The organism is Streptomyces sp. NBC_00038 (assembly GCF_026343635.1).
In the GTDB taxonomy this organism is placed as follows: Bacteria; Actinomycetota; Actinomycetes; order Streptomycetales; family Streptomycetaceae; genus Streptomyces.
Window position 1 is genome coordinate 9,591,679 of sequence record NZ_JAPELQ010000001.1, and the last position, 15,261, is coordinate 9,606,939.

Here is a 15,261-nt window from a genome sequence, read left to right on the forward strand (position 1 = left end):
GCCGCTCGCCCTCGTACTCCGGGCCGCGCCACGGCATGACGCCCCCCTGCTACGTGCTCTTGCCCGGCTCGGTCCGCCCGCCGTTGATCGAGCGCAGGTTGCCGTACCGCTCACGCGCCGACGGCACGCCCGAGCTGCCGCGCCCCTGGTCGGCGTCGTCCGCCTCGGCGAACACCATGCGCAGCCGCGCCCGCGACGACGGCGTCGATCCGAACTCGGAGACTCGCAGCCGCAGTTCGGCCGCCGCAGTCTTGTCGCCCTTCCAGTGCCGGGCGTGAATCAGCGCGGTGTCGAGCAGGTACTGCCAGTCAGCCGAGCCGAAGTGCTCGGCCTGCGGCGAGTCGATCCATGACTGCCACCACTCACGGGTGCGCTCGGGCCACACGAACTCGACGAGGTCGCCGTCTTGCTCGATCCGGAAGTCGGGCAGCTCGGGCGCCTCGGCGCGCTCCCACCTGAGTACGGTCTGCGGTACCGCTTCCTTGTTCCGGCGCTGCCTGCGGTTCGGATCCTTCGGCGCCGGCCCGTTGCCTGCCATGGCTGTACCTCCCGTGTCGGGTGCGCCGCCGCACACCCGTGTCGGGCGCTACAGCAGCGAGTCGATTACGTGCTGCAGGTCGCCGAGGCGCTGCGGCGTGCCGCCGAACGTCCGCCCCGTGACCGCGATGTACCGGCCGGTCGCGTACACCTCGACCGAGCCCTCGCCGAGCTGCAGTCGGCGCCCCGCGCCCGGCAGCCGGCCGTGCCCCCAAACGTGCAGCCCGTCGCCGCTCGCCGACACCTCGACCCATGTGTCGCCGGCGGCGTCGAGCACGCCCTGCGCCCAACCCGCGACGGCGCCCTCGTCGTCGAGGCAGTGATCGAGGTCGAGGCAAACGATCCCGTCGCCGTCGAGGACGAACCCGAGCCCGGCGCCGGCGTCGCTCGCCGCGGCGTTCCGGTACCGCGACCACGTTGCCGGGTCGGTGCTGCTCGCGACCGAGCCGTCGACGGCGACGGGAACCTTCCGCGAGGTGCGCCGGATCCATCGCGGCCGGCTGGTCAGCTCGGCCGGGATCGTGCGCGCTGCTCGGTGCGCGGCCGCGCGGCACGCCGGCCGACAGAACCGCGCGTGCGACCGAGCCGTGATCGGCATCGGTCCCTCGCAGTGCTCGCAGTCGCGGCTCGTCGTCATGTGTCCATGATACAGCCGCGTACGCTTTTAGCGCTCTGACCTGCATGTATCAGGTTCGTATCGGAAGTGCGGCCGGCTGAGAGGCGATCTGCGGCCCCTCAACCGCGCGCCATCAAATCAGCCGGCCGACCTCCTGCTCGCCCGCCAGCGAGCCGCCCGCGCCCCGCAGCGCGGCCGTTTTCCCCAGACCCGTACAGACGGACAGCCACAGCACCTCCCGAGCCCCAGACGGGGCGGGGAGGGGAGTCACCCCCCAGGGGGCGAGATCGGCCGCGAGATCGCCATACAGCGGCTCGCGTCCATGGCTGCGCACTTCCGGGTCGGTCCTCAAATCGCAGCGCACACACGACAGTTGCAAGCCCCTGACCTGCACATATGTGCATGTGCTCGTAAACGTGCAGGTCAGAGAGGTGCAGGCGGATACGCCGCGCATGCCTCGTCGTACGTGCTCGTCGTGCCTGCACGTGCGGCTCAACGATGCATAAACGTGCAGGTCAGAGCGTTGCGATCGTCGTGCAGGCTGCTCGATTTGCCCGACGGTCCGGTACTTGTGTCCTCGGTCCTCAAATCGTGCGCCTCGTCGGCGAGTTGCGAGCCTTTGACCTGCAGCTTTGTGCATGTCTCTCGTGCCTCGATCGTGTGGTGCACGTGCTGATCGAGCAGCATGTCGGGCTCGCCTCGGTGTGCACTGCTCTGACCTGCAGCGATGTACGCGGCTGCGCATACGTGCAGGTCAGGGGGGTGCAACTCGGGGCGGGGGGTACCGATTTAGGGGCGGGGGGTGCAGTTGCTGCCGGGGGTCAGATCAGACCGGGGTGTCTCTCCGGGGGGCGTCGCATGCGCTCGGCCCACCGTGCGTCGTTACCCTGTCTGCTGCTCTTGACCGCGTGACAGTCGGCGCACATCGCCTGCAGCATCTCGATCCGGTGATCGTGCTTGTCGCCGATGTGGTCGACCTGATTCGCGTGGCGTCCGCACACGCGCCCTTCGATGCGGTTGCGGCACCGGTACTCGTCGCGCTGCAGCACGGCCGGGCGTATGACGGTGTACCAGTCGGCCGGCAGCTCGTGCCGCCGGTTGCTGCCTGCCCAACCGCCGCTCATGCGTCGTCGTCCTCGTCGTCCTGGTCGCGGCCGTCGTCGTACGGCTCGGCTCGTTCGGTGCTGCTGTCGAGGGCGGCGTCGGGGGCGAACCCGAACGTCGTGCCTCGCTCGGTCGGCTGCTCGCTGCGCAGCGCGTCGAGCATGCGCAGCGCCGCGTTCTCGGCGTCGTCGAGCCGGCGTCGGCTGTACCCCTTCGCTCTGATCTCGACCTCGTGCTGCCCGTCGGTGAGGCGTACGCGCATGGGGCGAGGTCCTCTCGACGGGGGGTGGCACGCGCGGGGCGGTCAGCAAACCCGCCATGGTCCGTAGTGATCCCGCCCCGCGCGAGTGGGGGCGGCGCCGCCTCTCTGGGGGTGTCGAGGCGGCGCCGTACCGGTCGAGGGTGGGGTGCCCGACCGGCATTGGGGGGGAAATGGCGAACGCCCCGCGGAGGGGCGGGGCGTTCGGGGAGTTTGTGTGTCCGGGCATGGCGGACTTGCGGCCAAGAATGCGACACGTGATCGCCGACAGTCAAGTCGCGGGGTGCTCGGGCTCTTCGATCACGCGTCCGGCGACTGCCTGCCCGTCGCGTACGAGCAGCGTCAACGGGCGCCGTACGTCGTGCTCTTCGAGCCCGCCCTCGGGGACGGCGAGCCGGCCGAGCGCGTCTCGCGTGCCGCCCTCGTTCGGGTAGTCCCACACCCACCGGGGATGCTCGGAGCGCACCCGAAGATTGCCGGCGGCGTCGAGCACGATGTCGCCGGGGTGCCATGTGTCGTCAAGGCTGGTGATCTTGTGTACGGCGGTCATGGCGCCATGATGCCTCTCCCCTGTGACATCGGGGGTGTGGAGAGAGAGCGCTCGCGTGCGCGCTGCCTACTACCGGTAGGTGCTCTCTCTACGGCCACCCCCCCCATATATGGGAGGGGAGGGGAACGCGCGCGCGCGAGTCCCGATGGAGTCCCCCAGGGACACAACGCGTTGACCTGCGGGAACGCGAAATAATCGCGAGGGATTCGCGAGCGTTTTCCATGCGTTTTCCGTTGAAAATGCTCGCGATTCTCAGTGAAAAACCATGCGGAGACAGCGAAACGCCCCGCCCGGCGAGGTGCCGAACGGGGCGTAGCGAGGCGGGGCGTACTACTGGTCGGTGTCTGCCACGGTGACGACGAGCTGCTGCAGCTTCCCGCCGAACGACAGCCGGCCCGTGGGGACGTCGGCGCCGTTCGCGCCGGCGGCGAATGCGTCAGCGACGAACTGTGCAATCTCGTCGAGGGTCATGAACTTGCCCGCGGGCACGTGCTCGATCTTCTTAGGCATCGTCCGCCCCTTCCTCGTCTTCCCGAGCCATGCGCAGCGCGCCGCCGAGGTCGCGCACGCCGCGGGCGCCGAGCGGGTACGTGATCCCGGCCTGCACGAGCGCCTCGTCGACGGCGGCGAGCTCGGCGCGCAGCCGGTCGACCTCGGCGTCGCGCGCCTCGGGCGTACGCAGCGCGTCGACGAGGCGCACGAACACCTCGACGTTCTCGTCGGCGATGCCGAGCCGGTCGGCGGCGTCCTCGGGCGTCAGTTGGGGCATGGCGGGTCAGTCTGCCTTGGGCGAGGTGAAGTCGTCGACGAACCCGCCCTCGACGACCGGCTCGTCTGTCCGGTCGCGGGTGCTCATGACGTACGTGCCGGCCTCGTCGTGCTGCTCGGCGCCTGCCCGCTCGACGGCGCCGCGCAGCCGGTCGTACGTCTCGGCGTCGAGGTCACCGTCGGTGCGCAGCGTGTCGAGCACGTTGAGGGTGAGATCTTTCGCAGTGGGGGCGGCGGCGTCGGCTGAATTCATGATCCGGGCGATCTCTTCGAGGTCGACCTCGCCGTCGGCGTACATCGTGAGCAGCTCGCCGAGCGCCCGCCCCTTGCCGTTGGGCACGAGGCGCGGCCGGTAGCCGAACGGGCGCCGTACGCGCGGTTCCTGGTCGTCCTGGTCGGCGGTGTGCTCGGTCAAGGCGTTTCCTCCGGTGTTCATCGGCGCGGGCCGTTCTGCGACTTCCAGCCTGCCAGGAAACCGCGGTTGTTCGTAACGTACGTCGACCCGCCGCGGCGTCGGCCGCCGGCCGCGACCCACACGACGCCCACGACTGCCGCGGCGGCGAGCAGCCGCACGAGGCTGTCGACGAGTATCTGCAGCCCGAGCATGCCGAAGTACGAGCCGGCGCCTACCCCAACCGCGAACACGCCGCGCGCGGCGGTGCGTTGTGCCTGCGGGTCGAGCCCGGACGGCGCGGGCGGCGCAACGGGCGCGGCCGGCTCGTACCGGGGCCCGTACTGCGGGTGCATCATGCCGTCGATCAGCACGTACCCGATCACGCGCATGCCGGGCGGCGGGGCGGGCGCGAGCTGCTGCTCGCCCGCGGGAACGACCTCGGTCACGCGGGCGATGCGGGCGGGCGGGGCGGCGGGGCGTGTGTACGGCTCGGGCTGCATGGCAGGCGTCCTTGCTGTGGTCAGTGCGCGGTGCGCTTCGGGCGGGCGGGCGCGAGCCGGTCGCCGAGGGTGTACAGCGCGAGCCCGACGCGCTCGACGCCGAGCAGCGCGAACGCGATCACGACGACTCCCCACACCGGGGCGTCGATCTTCCACGCGCTCACGGGGTCGATGTACGCGGCGATGACGACGACGATCGCGAGCAGCGCGCACACGCGGATCACGTCGCCGACGTTGAGAATCACGACGCCGGCGACGCGTCGGGCGGTACGGCGGTTCATGAGGCGGACGAGGTGTCGGTTCATGACGGGCTGTCTCCATTCGAGGGGCGCACGGCGTAGCGGCCGAACTTGGGGCGGTGCACGCGCGGGTCGGCGCCGAGCCATCGGCCGATCGTGGCGGCGTGCGGTGCTTCGAGGGCGGGGTACAGGCGGGCGAACACGTCGCGGATCGCCTCGGGTCCGATACCGGCGGGGCCGGCCTTGAGCACGATCTCGAACACGATCTGCTTGCGCGGGTCGTCGCGTTCGCCGTTCTGTACGTCGGCGGCCGCGGCGCCGAGCTCGGGCGGGGTGGAACCGAGCCCGCTCGCCTCGAAGATGCCGCGCACCTCGGCGTCGAGGTCGGCGTCGCCGCCGCGGGCGGTCGCGTCGTCGATCCGCTCGTGAATCCGGCGCATGGCGGCGTCGGCGTCGGCGAGCGCCTCGTCGCCGGACGAGATCGGCACGTCGGCCGCAGACTGCGCGCCGGGCGAGTCCCAATCGGCTGTCGGGTCGGCCCATCCCTCGCGTACCGGCTGCTCGCGCTCGGCCACCGCGACCGCGGCCGGCTGCGGGGCGATGCCGAACAGGTGGTCGGTGTTCTCCCACCTACGCTCGTACGCCTCGCCGGCCGCGAGCCGCGACAGCTCGTCGAGTTCGGGCCGTATCTCGGCGACCGCGACGACGATCTTCGCGATCTCGGCCGGGGTGATCCGGTACGCCTGGAAGGGGCGCGCGGGTGCGTCGAGTTCCTTCACGACGCCCGTTCCGGGCTCGGGCATGTCCTCGGGCGAGATCTTGTCGTTCCACCCCATCAGGTAGTTGATCTCTCGCTCGTCGCTCTGCATGCCGACCTTGAGACCGGACTGCACGACGAGCTGCGGCTCTTCGAGCACATCCTGCGTAGCCCGGAGCGCGCTCATCATCAGGTTGCAGGCGACGGCGCGAGCCAGTTCGACGACGTGAATCAACCAGTCGCCCGCCTGCCGCAGGACCGGGTTCCGGCGTGCCTTGTTCGAGTACAGCTCGGCGATCTCGTCGGCGTTCGTGATGATCGCGGGCACCTCGGGCGACACAGGCAGCTTGTCGTCGTTGGCCTCGATCATCAGGTCGGCGTATCCGGGCTTGCGAGCCTTGGCGATCCGCAGCAGCGCGCCCGCCATGTCGCGCACCTTCTCGGGGGTGTCGGCGACCCAATCGATCGGCGGCCGGCCGGGGCGCCCGGCGCGGTGCCAGGCTCGCAGCCACGGCAGCGCGAGCCCGCCGCCGTTGAGGTCGACGACCCACACGAGCGCGTCGACCATGCGCACCTGCCCGGCGATCCACACGTGCATCAGGTTCGACTTACCGGAGCCTCGGCGACCGGTGCCGATGCCGGTCAACTGCCTGCAGACCGGCGCGCACTCGGACCCGTCGCGGTGCGTTCCCATCTGCAGCCCGTCGTTGTACGAGCGGGGCGAGTAGTCGGCGGGGTACGTCTTCGGGTTGCCCGAGACGAGATTGACGGTCTCGACGTTGGCCAGGAACGAGCCGCGGTCGATTCCCTCGGTGATCTCGACGCTGCAGCCGTTCGGCAGGCGGGCGTCGCCGGCGAGCCCGTCGGCGCAGCGCTGCATGTCGCGCCACGTGTACCCGCCCTCGGGAAACCGCCCTTCGAGGGTGAACCCGCCCTGATCCCACATCTCGACGCCGACGACCTGTACGCCCTCGATGCCGGACACGCGGGAGAAACGGGCCGACCACTCGCCGGCGAGCGCCCGGTGTTCGTGCTGCACCGCGGCGTGCGCGGCGGCCGCGTACGCGGCCGCCTGCGCTTCCTCGGCGCGGCGCTGCGCGGCACGGTTGCCCGCCATGGCTGCGCCGAGCCCGACCGCGCCCGCGGCGAGCGCGCTGAGGCAATTCATCGTCCACGGGCCGACGTTGAGCGCCCACGAGCACCATGCGCCCGCGCCGACCCATGCGGCCGCCCGGAGTACGAGGCTGCCCCGGCCGGCGCCGGACTGCCGGCCCGCGATGTGCGAGCCGACGAGCCCGGCGCCTGCGATCCCGGCGCCCCACCAGGGGGTGACGCCGGCCGAGTTCGCCGCGTACGAGGCGGCGAGCATCGAACCGGCGGCGCTGATCGGGGCGGTGAAGGGACCGTGCCCCGATTCCCAATCGATCTGCACTGTCTGCCCTTTCAGAGGCTCGTGTCGGCGTTCGCGCGCACGTCCCACTCGGCCTCGGCCTTGGCGCCCTTGCGCGGGTTCTGCAGGCGCGTGATGTCGACGTGGTGCAGCCGCTTGAATGCGGGCGCGAGGTCGCGCGCGAGGGTCGACGCCTTCATCTGCAGTAGATAGATCTGCTTCATGATTTCGACGATGTTCGGGTCGAGCGGCTGCTCGGCGTCGGCGCGCGCCGTCGTGATCTTCATGGCGTTCGCGATGTGTTCGAGGGCGTCGGGCAGCGCCCCGAAGTCGCGGCCGACCTGCATCATGCCGTCGGGCGTGTAGGTCGTCGCGATGCGTTCGAGCTCCATTGCGGGTGCAAGGAAGTGGTGTCCGCCGGACATGCGTCCTCCAAGGGTCGAGGGGGATCCGCCGGCGGTCGCCGGGCGGCGTACGTAGGGGGCGACCGGCGGCGGGGTCGCCGCGATCGTCGGACCGGTCATGGCGGGTCCGTTCGCCGCTTGACGGGCGGCGCGGTTGCGGCGGCGGCGCTGCCAGATGGCGCGCAGCGTGTCGAGACCGGCTCGGCCACTCCAGCGCCACACCGCGGCGGCGAGCCCGCCGAGCCCGGCAAGTGCGCCGTCCCACACCGCGCCCGCGGCTCGGGCGATCCGGCGGCCGGCACCTCGGCGCGCGGCGGCGGTACCGCGCCACAGTGCGCGAGCCGGGGCGGCAGTCCAGCGCGCCGCGCGGCCGACACCGCGGGCACCCGCAGCGATACCTCGCCCCGTGCCACGGATGCCGCGCCCCGTGGCGCGCAGCCCGCGGCCGACGCCCGCCATGCCGCGGCGGGCAGCGCTCGCGGCGGGGCGCACCATGCCGAGCCGGCTGCGGGTGCGGGGCGTGCGCTTCTGCTTCGAGGGCGACGTGCCGCCCTTGCCGGGGCGCTTGTGCTTCCCGCCGTTCTTGGGCGAGTTGAGCCGGGGCGTCTTCAGGCGCCCCGCGCCCCGCCCGCCGAGCGAGCCGAGGGCGCCCCGACGGGTACGCCCCGCCCCGCCCCGCGCCCCGGAACCCGCCCCGGACGCCCCGGAGCTGCCGCCCCGGCGAGACGCCCCGCCCCGCCCCGAGGCGGCGCCCCGCCCCGACGAGCCGCTCGACGCCCCGCCCCGAGTACGCCCTCGGGGCGATCCGGACGCCCCGCCCCGGGTGCGCCCCGCGGCGGTCGTCGCGCGACGTCGGACAGTACGGCGCCGCTGCACGACGCCGCCGGCCGCGAGGACGACAGCCGTGCCCGCCGCGGCCGCGATCCCCATCGGGCCGGCTGCCTGGTAGGCGGCGGTCGTCGCCGTCGCGGTTCCGTTTAGGACGCCGATCACGAGTGGCTCGATCGGTATGCCGCCACGACGGCGGCGGGTGCGCGGCTCGGTCTCGGCGGCCGGCTCGACGGCGGGTGCGGGCGCAGGTATCGGCGGCGCGGCGGTCGCCGAGTCGGGCGGTGCGGGCGCGGCCGCGGTCGGCGCGGGCGGTGCTGTGGTGTCTGACACCGGGGTTGCTCCTTCACTGCGACTGCGGTCGTGGTGCTGCGGGGGTGTGTGTCCGCGTGCATTCGGGCGGGTGAGAGGGGGGTGAGGTCGAGCTGTGACTGCAGTCGCAGTCACAGTCACGGTGCTGTCACTCCGTCGTGCGCTTGCCGGTGAGATTGATACGGACGCGCGACGCAGGCTTGCCGACGGGCTCGTCGGGCGGCGGTTGGGCCGGCTGCTGCGGGGCGCCGGTGAGGTTGATACGGACGCGTGATGCTCGCTTGGGAGTGGTCATGGCGCGTGCCTTCCTGATCAGGTTCCGGTTAGCGCAGTGACGTTGTCCGAGCCGCGTGCGGCGAGCGTCGGCTCTTTCCGCTCGATCTCGTCGCGCAGCTTCTGCGCGTGGCGGCGCGAGGTGTGCGGGTAGCCGTCGAGGCTCTTGAGCAGATCGACGATCTGCCCCTCTTTCGGGCGGGCGTTGAGCGTGTCGTACAGGGCGCGAACCTTGCGCTTCGCCTCGGTGCGCGAGGGCGGGTTCGTCTCGTCGCGGGGCGCCTCGCTGTCGGGGGCGCCCTCGTCGGCGGGGCGCTCGGGGGCGCCCTCGTCGTCCGGGGCGGGATCCTTCGGGGCGCCCTGGTCGTCGAGGGCGGGGCGCCGCGGGGCGCTCGGCTCGGGGGCGACCGGGGGCGGGGGCGGCAGTTCGGGGGCGCCCTGCGGGGCGAGGGCGGTCTCGTCGGCCGGGGCGTCGTCGACGTCGAGGGCGACCTCGACCGGGGCGAGAGGGCGCCCATACCGCGTGAGGCGCAGCGCGAGCACCGCCTCGATCGGAGCCTTAGACCGCCACCGCCACCCGTACCGCCGGCGCAGCCGAGTCCGCTCGATCAGCCGCTCTTGTTCGAGGGCGATCACCTCGTCGTACGACCGCAGCTCCCACAGCTTCATACGCCGCCACAGCCGGAACGTCCCGATCGGAGCGAGCAGCCACCGTGACAGCCGTACCGATTCCATGTGCTTGGCGGCGCTGATATCCGCGGCGATCCCGATCGCGTGCCGTGCCGCCTCGACGACGACCACGAACAGAATCGGGATCACGGCGTGCATGCCGACGCCGATCGCGTCGGGCCATGCGGCCGCCCCGTTGAACGCGATCGTCGCCGCGGTCAGCAGCCATGCCGTATGACGCAGCATGCCGAGCGGCATGCGCAGCCACGTGAGCAGCAGATCGAGGGCGAGCAGCACGAGAATCCCGGCGTCGACGCCGACCGGGAAGATCATTGCGAACGCGCCGAAGTGCTTCGCTTCCGCGAGGCGGCGAACGGCGGCGTACGAGCCGACGAACCCGATCACTGCGATCAGGGCGGCACCGGTCGCAACGCCGGCGATGAGTCGGCGCTGCAGGTCGGTGAACTTGGGTCGGTCTGTGCTGGTGGGCGAGCTGTTGAGCTCGCCGTTACCATCGGCCACGCGGATCAGCCCTCTTCGTGACGGTTGCGGGCACGGTCCGCCCCGGCCGTATGGCGTGCCAGCGCCGGCCGAGGCATTCCGTTGTGCGGGTTCGACGGTACGTGAACCTGCTTTACAGTGTCAACGAGGTTAGGGCAGGATGAGCGACATGCCAGAGCGGGAAGAGCCGCAGTCGACGGATGCGGCCGAGGGGGAACCGAGGCTCGTGAACATGTCGACCCTCGCGACCGAACTCGGCGTAACGCGGCAGGCGCTGCACAACTGGCGTCGCACGCACGACGACTTCCCGCCGGCTCGACGCCGCCCCGGCAGTACCCGTGACGAGTGGGACCTCGACGAGGTACGTACCTACTGGGACAACCGCGACCTGCGCCCCGGCGCCCGAACCGACCTGCAGGACGACGAGCAGTAGGCCAACGACGACGACCCCGCCGTGATCCGCGGCGGGGTCGTTTGCGTCCTGTCGTACGACTACGCGGCCGAGCGCCGAGCGCGAGCTGCTGCTCGCTGCCGTGCCCGATCCGTCGCGCGCTTACGGCGCCGCGCCGCCGCCTCGACCTCGCGCTGCAGGGCGGCGAGTTGCTCGGCCGTCGACCAGGTACGCCGGCCGCCGTCGAGCCCGACCGGCGCCTCGCAGTCCGGACCCGAGCACGTCACGGCGTCGTTCTCGCCGCCGCCCGCGTGCATCGTGAGCCGGCCGCCGCAGTACGGGCACGGCTCATCCATGGGCACCGAGTACCGGTCGACGCTGCCGCCGATCGTCCGCTCGACCCGCCGCGCCGCCTCGGCCGCCACGACCGCGATGTGCGCCCGGTGTAGCCCGCGCAGCGGAAGGAACGGGCCGGGCTGCCCCTCGATCCGGGCGAGCAGCCACTCGGCGGCGCGCACTGCACTGCGGCCGCCGGTGTACGACCAGCGAGCCGGGCTCGCGGCGTCCGCGGCCGAGAGCAGATCGCGGCGAGCGCGGTCGGCGGCCGCGACCTGCGCCTCGCGCAGCGTGGCGTACCCGCCGTGCTTGACCGGCCGCATCGGCGACATAGGGCCGAGCTGCACCGCGGCGGCGACCTCGTCGGCGAGCGCGCACAGCGCATTCTCGACGGCGCGGCACGCGTCGACGACGTGCAGGCGCAACGGCACCGGGCGCTCGCCGAGCACGAGCCCGTCGCGGTCGGCGCGCGGGGTGTGCGGCCCGCCCTCGCCGACGTAGTCGCAGTGCACGCACTCGTACTGCGGCCGGCCGTGCTCGTCGGTCTTGGTAATGAGGTGCTGCGCGTGCTCGATCGCGATCTCGAACTCGCGGCGGGCGCGGTCGAGGTCGTGCAGGTACTCGCCCTTACCCATGGCGGGCGGCCACGTGTCGGCGGTCTGCGAGGTGTCGATCAGGTCGCGCATGTGTGTCCAGTGGTCAATGACGACCTGCAGGTCGTCGGCAGTGCTGCGGCGGGCGGCGTGCTGCATGGTGAGCGCTCCTGTGGTGCGTGGGGCGTAGGCTGATCACACCGCGAAGGGGGACGGGGCGCCCGATGCTTGCCGGCTCGGGGCGCCCCGCCGTCGTGTCAGCGGGCGCGGCGCCGTTCGGCGCGGAGCGCGGCCCGCTTCTCGTCCTGGATCTTGTGCCACTCAATCGCCTGCCGGAACTGTCGACGGGTGCCGATGCACCTGCGATCCCACGGCTGCGACGGCATCCGGTCGGCCAGCGCGACCGGCGCGTACTCGACGTCGCGCTGCTCGTTCCACACGTAGTTGCGGTACCGGTGCAGACCCTCGTGCCCGCGGCGCAACGCGCACCGCCAGTGCAGGTAACCGCCGCCGTCGCCCGGTACGCCACTGTTCACAGAGCGGTCGTTGCAGTAGCCGAGCAGCACGGCGAGGGTGTCGAGGGTGCGGTTCGAGGCTTGCTCGCACGCGATGCGTACGCGGAACGGGATGTTCACAGTCGTTCCCCTTCGTGATCCATGGGTGGCGGCCCGACGTACAGGCGGGCTCTTCGGTTCAGCTCGGCGCGCTCGCGTTCGCACCATCGGTCGGGGTCCTCGAACCCCCACCGCTTCGCGTCCCATTCGGTCGCCCGGTCGCGGTAGTCGAGCCACGTGTCGAGCAGCATGTCGACCGAGCCGGGATCGCTCGCGAACCGCAGCCGGACGGCGAGCGCCTCGAACGCTGCCTGCGAGGCGGGCATCGGCACTCACCCGACCTCGGGGTGCATGTGCCGGTCGATGTCGCGCAGCGCGGCCGCCTCGATCTGATCCCACACGACGCGCGTCGCTGCGAGCGACGTGTTCCGCTCGCGCATCACGGCGCGGTGAGCGGCGACCGCTTCCTGCAGGCTGCTCGGCGGCCGCAGCCGCTGCAGGGGCGTCGCGACGCCGTCGACCGCGGCGTCGAGCACCGCGTCGAGACCGGCGAACTCGGCCGGGTGAATGGTCGGCACACCGTGCCGCCACACGCGGATCGCGTCGAGGGCGGCCTCAAGGGCATTGGCGCGGTCGCGGTGTGCCCACAGCGCAGCGCACGCGGCGTCGTACGCCTCTTGGGTCGGGCCGTTGAGAGCACTGGAGTTTTCCACGGGTTACCTCACAGGTTGTGGATGGCGGGCGAGTTAGAGGGGCGGTAGGTCTTCCATGCGGCGGCCGGCTGCGTTCGGCTTGCGGGGCCTGGTCACGGGGGTGCCGTAACCGTCGAGCGGGTTCCGCTCGTGCAGCCAGTCGAGGGCGGCCGCGAGGTCCTCGTCGGTCAGCTCGGCGAGCTGCTCGACGTCCTCGGGGTCGAGGTCAAGGTCGGCGACGTCGAGGTCGGCGACGTCGAGGTCGGCGACGTCGAGGTCGGCGACGTCGAGGTCGGCGACGTCGTCGTGATCGAACGCGCTCATTCCGCCCCGCCTGTACCGGAGTTGAGCCACGGGGCGAGCGCGCCGAGCACGGCGTCGATACGCCCCTCGGTGCGGTCGGCGATGCACCTGCACTGCGCGGTGCGCGAGCACTTCGGGCAGGGAACGGGCTTCTTCAGGGCGTGTTCGAGTACCCGCCGGACGACGAGCGGGGCGGCCGCCGAGCCGGCTGCGGCCGGGGCCGGCGCGGGCGTCTCGCCGGGCTGGTCGATGAACACGAGCTCGGTGAGCCCGTCGTGTCCGTGCACGAACTCGGCGGTGTCGACCCCGCGATCGCAGAAATCGATCTTCGGGTGCGGCCCGCGCCACCGGATCGACAGCGAGCCGTCGGGCCACTGCACGCCGTCGGCGATGCGCCCCTCGCCGCTCACCCCGCTCACGTCCTCGTGACGCCGGAAGTACAGCCGCAGCGGTGTCACGTTGTCCTCGGGCCACACGACGGTGCGGCCGGTGAGTTCGCGGGTCGCCTCGGCGATCAGCGCCTGCACGGCGGCCGGGTCGGTGTGGCGGCCGGCGAACGCGGCGAGCGCCTCGACGGCGGTGAGCGGCTGTCGATCTTCGGTCATCGCGGGTGTCCCTTCGAGGTGTGCACGCGTCATGCGGCGCGGCGGGCGGTCGGGGTCGAGGCGAGGCGGGCGCGACGGGATGCGCTCGCGGCAGCGATCTCGGATGTGAGTTCAGCGAGGCGCCGGCGCCCCTCGGCCGGGTTGGTGCGCTGCTGCTCGCGAACGCGGCCGCGGCGAGGGCGGGCGCCGCCGAACGTGCCGTCGGGCACGGTCTCGGCGAGTAGCGGGTCGGTGTACACCTTCACGACTGGTCCCCCTTGCTGTCGGTGGCCTGCGCCGCCTCGTACACATCGCGGCGCGATGGATGCGTGCCGGTCATCTGCCGGCCTCGGCTCGTCGTCTTGCACGGTCGGCCCGCCGAGGCGCCGCACGCCGGGCAGTGCACGGCCCGCTCGGGCGGCCCCTTCGGCTGCTCGCGGCGCGGGTAACGCTGCTGTTTGGCCTCGGTGAACTCGGCGTTCGCAGGCACGAGTTCGGCGAGCCGGCTGCCGAACCTGTCGCCGACCGCAGGCATCAACTCGGCGACTGCGACCGGCTGCGAGTCGCCGCCGGCCACGGCGCCGCGGTCGGCGCGCAGCGCCTGCACGTACCCGCCGACGTCGTCGGGGTCGAGGTGCGGGTGATGGGTCGGCTCGAACGTGCCCGTCGCCCGGCCGAGCCGGTCGCGTACGGCATCCCGCCAACGGGTCGCGATATCGCTCGGCTTGATCGGCCACGGCTGCTCGGCGTAGTGGCGGCCGGCCGCCTCGCCGGCGAACTGCAGCGGCACGTCGCGCAGCACCGCGGCCCACATGGTGACCTGCGCCCGCTGCTCGATGTGGTCGACCTTGACGACTCGGTCGTCGACGAGCGAGATCTGCCCGAGTAGGTCGAGGGTCTCGTCGAGGTTCATGCGGAGTGCCCTCCGTTCATCTGCTGCCGCAGCGCGTCGAGCCCGGCTCGCTGCTGCGCTCCCTTGGTCATGGATCCGAGCTGCACGACGTTGCTTCCGACGGCCGGCTGCTCGGTGCGCTCGGTCTCGGCCCACTGCTGCCAGCGACCGCCCCACGCGGCCGCCCGCTTGCCCTCGTCTGCCATGCGGCGCACGAACTTGCGGGTCACGGCGTCGAGCTGCTGCGCGGTGAGCTGCGGCCGGCCGGCGTCGGCGCGAGCGAGCTGCGCCGCCTGCACGTCCGCGTCGCTCGGCTGCCAGTCCTCGGCGATCGGGCGCTGCTCGTGCATGTCGCGCCGCGCCGGCCGGGGCGGGGCGTCCTGGTCGCCGTCGTCGCCGTGCCGCTCCTCGTCGGGATCAGGCAACGGCTGATCACTGGACTGCACCGCGCGCTGCTTCCGCTTCTTCTCTGCGGCTCGCTCGCGCTTGCGCTCGACCTCGGCGCGCGAGGGGTTGTAAACGAGGTAGTCGTGAATCGCGTAGTCGCCGGCGGCCGGCTGCTTGCACTTCGGGTGCCTGCAGGCGTGCCCGTGCTCGTGCCACAGACCGGCCGCGACCAACTTCGCAATCTGTGTCTTCGACCCGTTGCTGTACATCCGGGCGACGGCGCCGGGCACGATGCCGTCGGTCAGATGACGCGCGGCGTACGCGCCCGCCTTGAGCCACAGCCCGAGCGCCGCGTTACCGGCGGCGATCATCTTCGGGTGGGTGTCGGCGCTGTCGTCAACGGCGAGCCATGCCATCGGGTGAACTCC

At 72.1% G+C, this 15,261-nt stretch carries 26 protein-coding genes; 1 reads left to right on the forward strand and 25 read right to left on the reverse strand.

What is annotated here, in order from left to right:
* Positions 1-49: 49 nt before the first annotated feature.
* The 16 genes from OG219_RS42825 to OG219_RS42900 form a co-directional block, all read right to left on the reverse strand.
* On the reverse strand, positions 50-538 hold the full coding sequence (locus OG219_RS42825; protein WP_266835905.1) for a hypothetical protein: 489 nt from the start codon (positions 536-538) through the stop codon (positions 50-52).
* A gap of 48 nt (positions 539-586) precedes the next feature.
* Entirely contained in the window at positions 587-1,174 is a 588-nt protein-coding gene (locus OG219_RS42830; protein ID WP_266835906.1) for a bifunctional DNA primase/polymerase, read from the reverse strand.
* Positions 1,175-1,286: 112 nt separating this feature from the next.
* Positions 1,287-1,487 carry a hypothetical protein gene (locus tag OG219_RS42835; protein ID WP_266835907.1) on the reverse strand — a complete coding sequence of 67 codons (201 nt, stop codon included), beginning with the start codon at positions 1,485-1,487 and terminating at the stop codon, positions 1,287-1,289.
* 158 nt (positions 1,488-1,645) lie between these two features.
* Complete coding sequence (locus OG219_RS42840) at positions 1,646-1,840, reverse strand: hypothetical protein (protein ID WP_266835908.1); 195 nt, start codon at positions 1,838-1,840, stop codon at positions 1,646-1,648.
* A gap of 134 nt (positions 1,841-1,974) precedes the next feature.
* Positions 1,975-2,277 carry an HNH endonuclease gene (locus OG219_RS42845; protein ID WP_266835909.1) on the reverse strand — a complete coding sequence of 101 codons (303 nt, stop codon included), beginning with the start codon at positions 2,275-2,277 and terminating at the stop codon, positions 1,975-1,977.
* Positions 2,274-2,519: a hypothetical protein gene (locus tag OG219_RS42850; RefSeq protein WP_266835910.1), complete on the reverse strand. Its 246-nt coding sequence runs from the start codon at positions 2,517-2,519 to the stop codon at positions 2,274-2,276. The genes OG219_RS42845 and OG219_RS42850 overlap by 4 nt, the downstream gene beginning before the upstream one ends.
* Positions 2,520-2,787: 268 nt before the next feature.
* A complete protein-coding gene (locus tag OG219_RS42855; protein WP_266835911.1) occupies positions 2,788-3,066 on the reverse strand; it encodes a hypothetical protein in 279 nt (92 codons plus the stop codon).
* A gap of 330 nt (positions 3,067-3,396) precedes the next feature.
* Positions 3,397-3,576, reverse strand: coding sequence for a hypothetical protein (locus tag OG219_RS42860; RefSeq protein WP_266835912.1), 180 nt, complete (start codon positions 3,574-3,576; stop codon positions 3,397-3,399).
* Positions 3,569-3,835: a hypothetical protein gene (locus tag OG219_RS42865; protein WP_266835913.1), complete on the reverse strand. Its 267-nt coding sequence runs from the start codon at positions 3,833-3,835 to the stop codon at positions 3,569-3,571. The genes OG219_RS42860 and OG219_RS42865 overlap by 8 nt, the downstream gene beginning before the upstream one ends.
* A 6-nt stretch (positions 3,836-3,841) precedes the next feature.
* Positions 3,842-4,249, reverse strand: coding sequence for a hypothetical protein (locus OG219_RS42870; RefSeq protein ID WP_266835914.1), 408 nt, complete (start codon positions 4,247-4,249; stop codon positions 3,842-3,844).
* Positions 4,250-4,266: 17 nt separating this feature from the next.
* A complete protein-coding gene (locus OG219_RS42875) occupies positions 4,267-4,728 on the reverse strand; it encodes a hypothetical protein (RefSeq protein WP_266835915.1) in 462 nt (153 codons plus the stop codon).
* Positions 4,729-4,748: 20 nt separating this feature from the next.
* On the reverse strand, positions 4,749-5,033 hold the full coding sequence (locus OG219_RS42880; protein ID WP_266835916.1) for a hypothetical protein: 285 nt from the start codon (positions 5,031-5,033) through the stop codon (positions 4,749-4,751).
* Positions 5,030-7,156: a hypothetical protein gene (locus OG219_RS42885; RefSeq protein ID WP_266835917.1), complete on the reverse strand. Its 2,127-nt coding sequence runs from the start codon at positions 7,154-7,156 to the stop codon at positions 5,030-5,032. The genes OG219_RS42880 and OG219_RS42885 overlap by 4 nt, the downstream gene beginning before the upstream one ends.
* Positions 7,157-7,167: 11 nt before the next feature.
* The gene (locus tag OG219_RS42890) at positions 7,168-8,679 is read right to left on the reverse strand and encodes a hypothetical protein (protein ID WP_266835918.1); all 1,512 of its coding nucleotides are present in this window, start codon (positions 8,677-8,679) and stop codon (positions 7,168-7,170) included.
* A gap of 127 nt (positions 8,680-8,806) precedes the next feature.
* Positions 8,807-8,953, reverse strand: a complete 147-nt coding sequence (locus tag OG219_RS42895) for a hypothetical protein (protein WP_266835919.1) — start codon at positions 8,951-8,953, stop codon at positions 8,807-8,809.
* A gap of 17 nt (positions 8,954-8,970) precedes the next feature.
* Positions 8,971-10,122, reverse strand: a complete 1,152-nt coding sequence (locus tag OG219_RS42900; protein WP_323183339.1) for a DUF2637 domain-containing protein — start codon at positions 10,120-10,122, stop codon at positions 8,971-8,973.
* A 148-nt stretch (positions 10,123-10,270) separates the two neighbouring features.
* Between OG219_RS42900 and OG219_RS42905 the strand changes: the two genes are divergently transcribed.
* Positions 10,271-10,534 carry a hypothetical protein gene (locus OG219_RS42905; protein WP_266835920.1) on the forward strand — a complete coding sequence of 88 codons (264 nt, stop codon included), beginning with the start codon at positions 10,271-10,273 and terminating at the stop codon, positions 10,532-10,534.
* 59 nt (positions 10,535-10,593) lie between these two features.
* Here the strand turns inward: OG219_RS42905 and OG219_RS42910 are convergent, their stop codons facing one another.
* From OG219_RS42910 to OG219_RS42950, 9 genes are all read right to left on the reverse strand, one after another.
* Positions 10,594-11,580: a hypothetical protein gene (locus OG219_RS42910; RefSeq protein ID WP_266835921.1), complete on the reverse strand. Its 987-nt coding sequence runs from the start codon at positions 11,578-11,580 to the stop codon at positions 10,594-10,596.
* Positions 11,581-11,678: 98 nt separating this feature from the next.
* On the reverse strand, positions 11,679-12,056 hold the full coding sequence (locus tag OG219_RS42915; protein ID WP_266835922.1) for a hypothetical protein: 378 nt from the start codon (positions 12,054-12,056) through the stop codon (positions 11,679-11,681).
* Complete coding sequence (locus OG219_RS42920) at positions 12,053-12,301, reverse strand: hypothetical protein (protein ID WP_266835923.1); 249 nt, start codon at positions 12,299-12,301, stop codon at positions 12,053-12,055. Before OG219_RS42920 ends, OG219_RS42915 begins: the two co-directional genes overlap by 4 nt.
* Positions 12,302-12,307: 6 nt before the next feature.
* On the reverse strand, positions 12,308-12,688 hold the full coding sequence (locus OG219_RS42925) for a hypothetical protein (protein WP_266835924.1): 381 nt from the start codon (positions 12,686-12,688) through the stop codon (positions 12,308-12,310).
* 33 nt (positions 12,689-12,721) lie between these two features.
* On the reverse strand, positions 12,722-12,991 hold the full coding sequence (locus OG219_RS42930; RefSeq protein ID WP_266835925.1) for a hypothetical protein: 270 nt from the start codon (positions 12,989-12,991) through the stop codon (positions 12,722-12,724).
* Complete coding sequence (locus OG219_RS42935; RefSeq protein ID WP_266835926.1) at positions 12,988-13,575, reverse strand: hypothetical protein; 588 nt, start codon at positions 13,573-13,575, stop codon at positions 12,988-12,990. The genes OG219_RS42930 and OG219_RS42935 overlap by 4 nt, the downstream gene beginning before the upstream one ends.
* 29 nt (positions 13,576-13,604) lie before the next feature.
* A complete protein-coding gene (locus OG219_RS42940) occupies positions 13,605-13,820 on the reverse strand; it encodes a hypothetical protein (protein ID WP_266835927.1) in 216 nt (71 codons plus the stop codon).
* On the reverse strand, positions 13,817-14,467 hold the full coding sequence (locus OG219_RS42945) for a hypothetical protein (protein ID WP_266835928.1): 651 nt from the start codon (positions 14,465-14,467) through the stop codon (positions 13,817-13,819). The genes OG219_RS42940 and OG219_RS42945 overlap by 4 nt, the downstream gene beginning before the upstream one ends.
* Positions 14,464-15,249, reverse strand: coding sequence for a hypothetical protein (locus OG219_RS42950; protein ID WP_266835929.1), 786 nt, complete (start codon positions 15,247-15,249; stop codon positions 14,464-14,466). Before OG219_RS42950 ends, OG219_RS42945 begins: the two co-directional genes overlap by 4 nt.
* Positions 15,250-15,261: the final 12 nt, after the last annotated feature.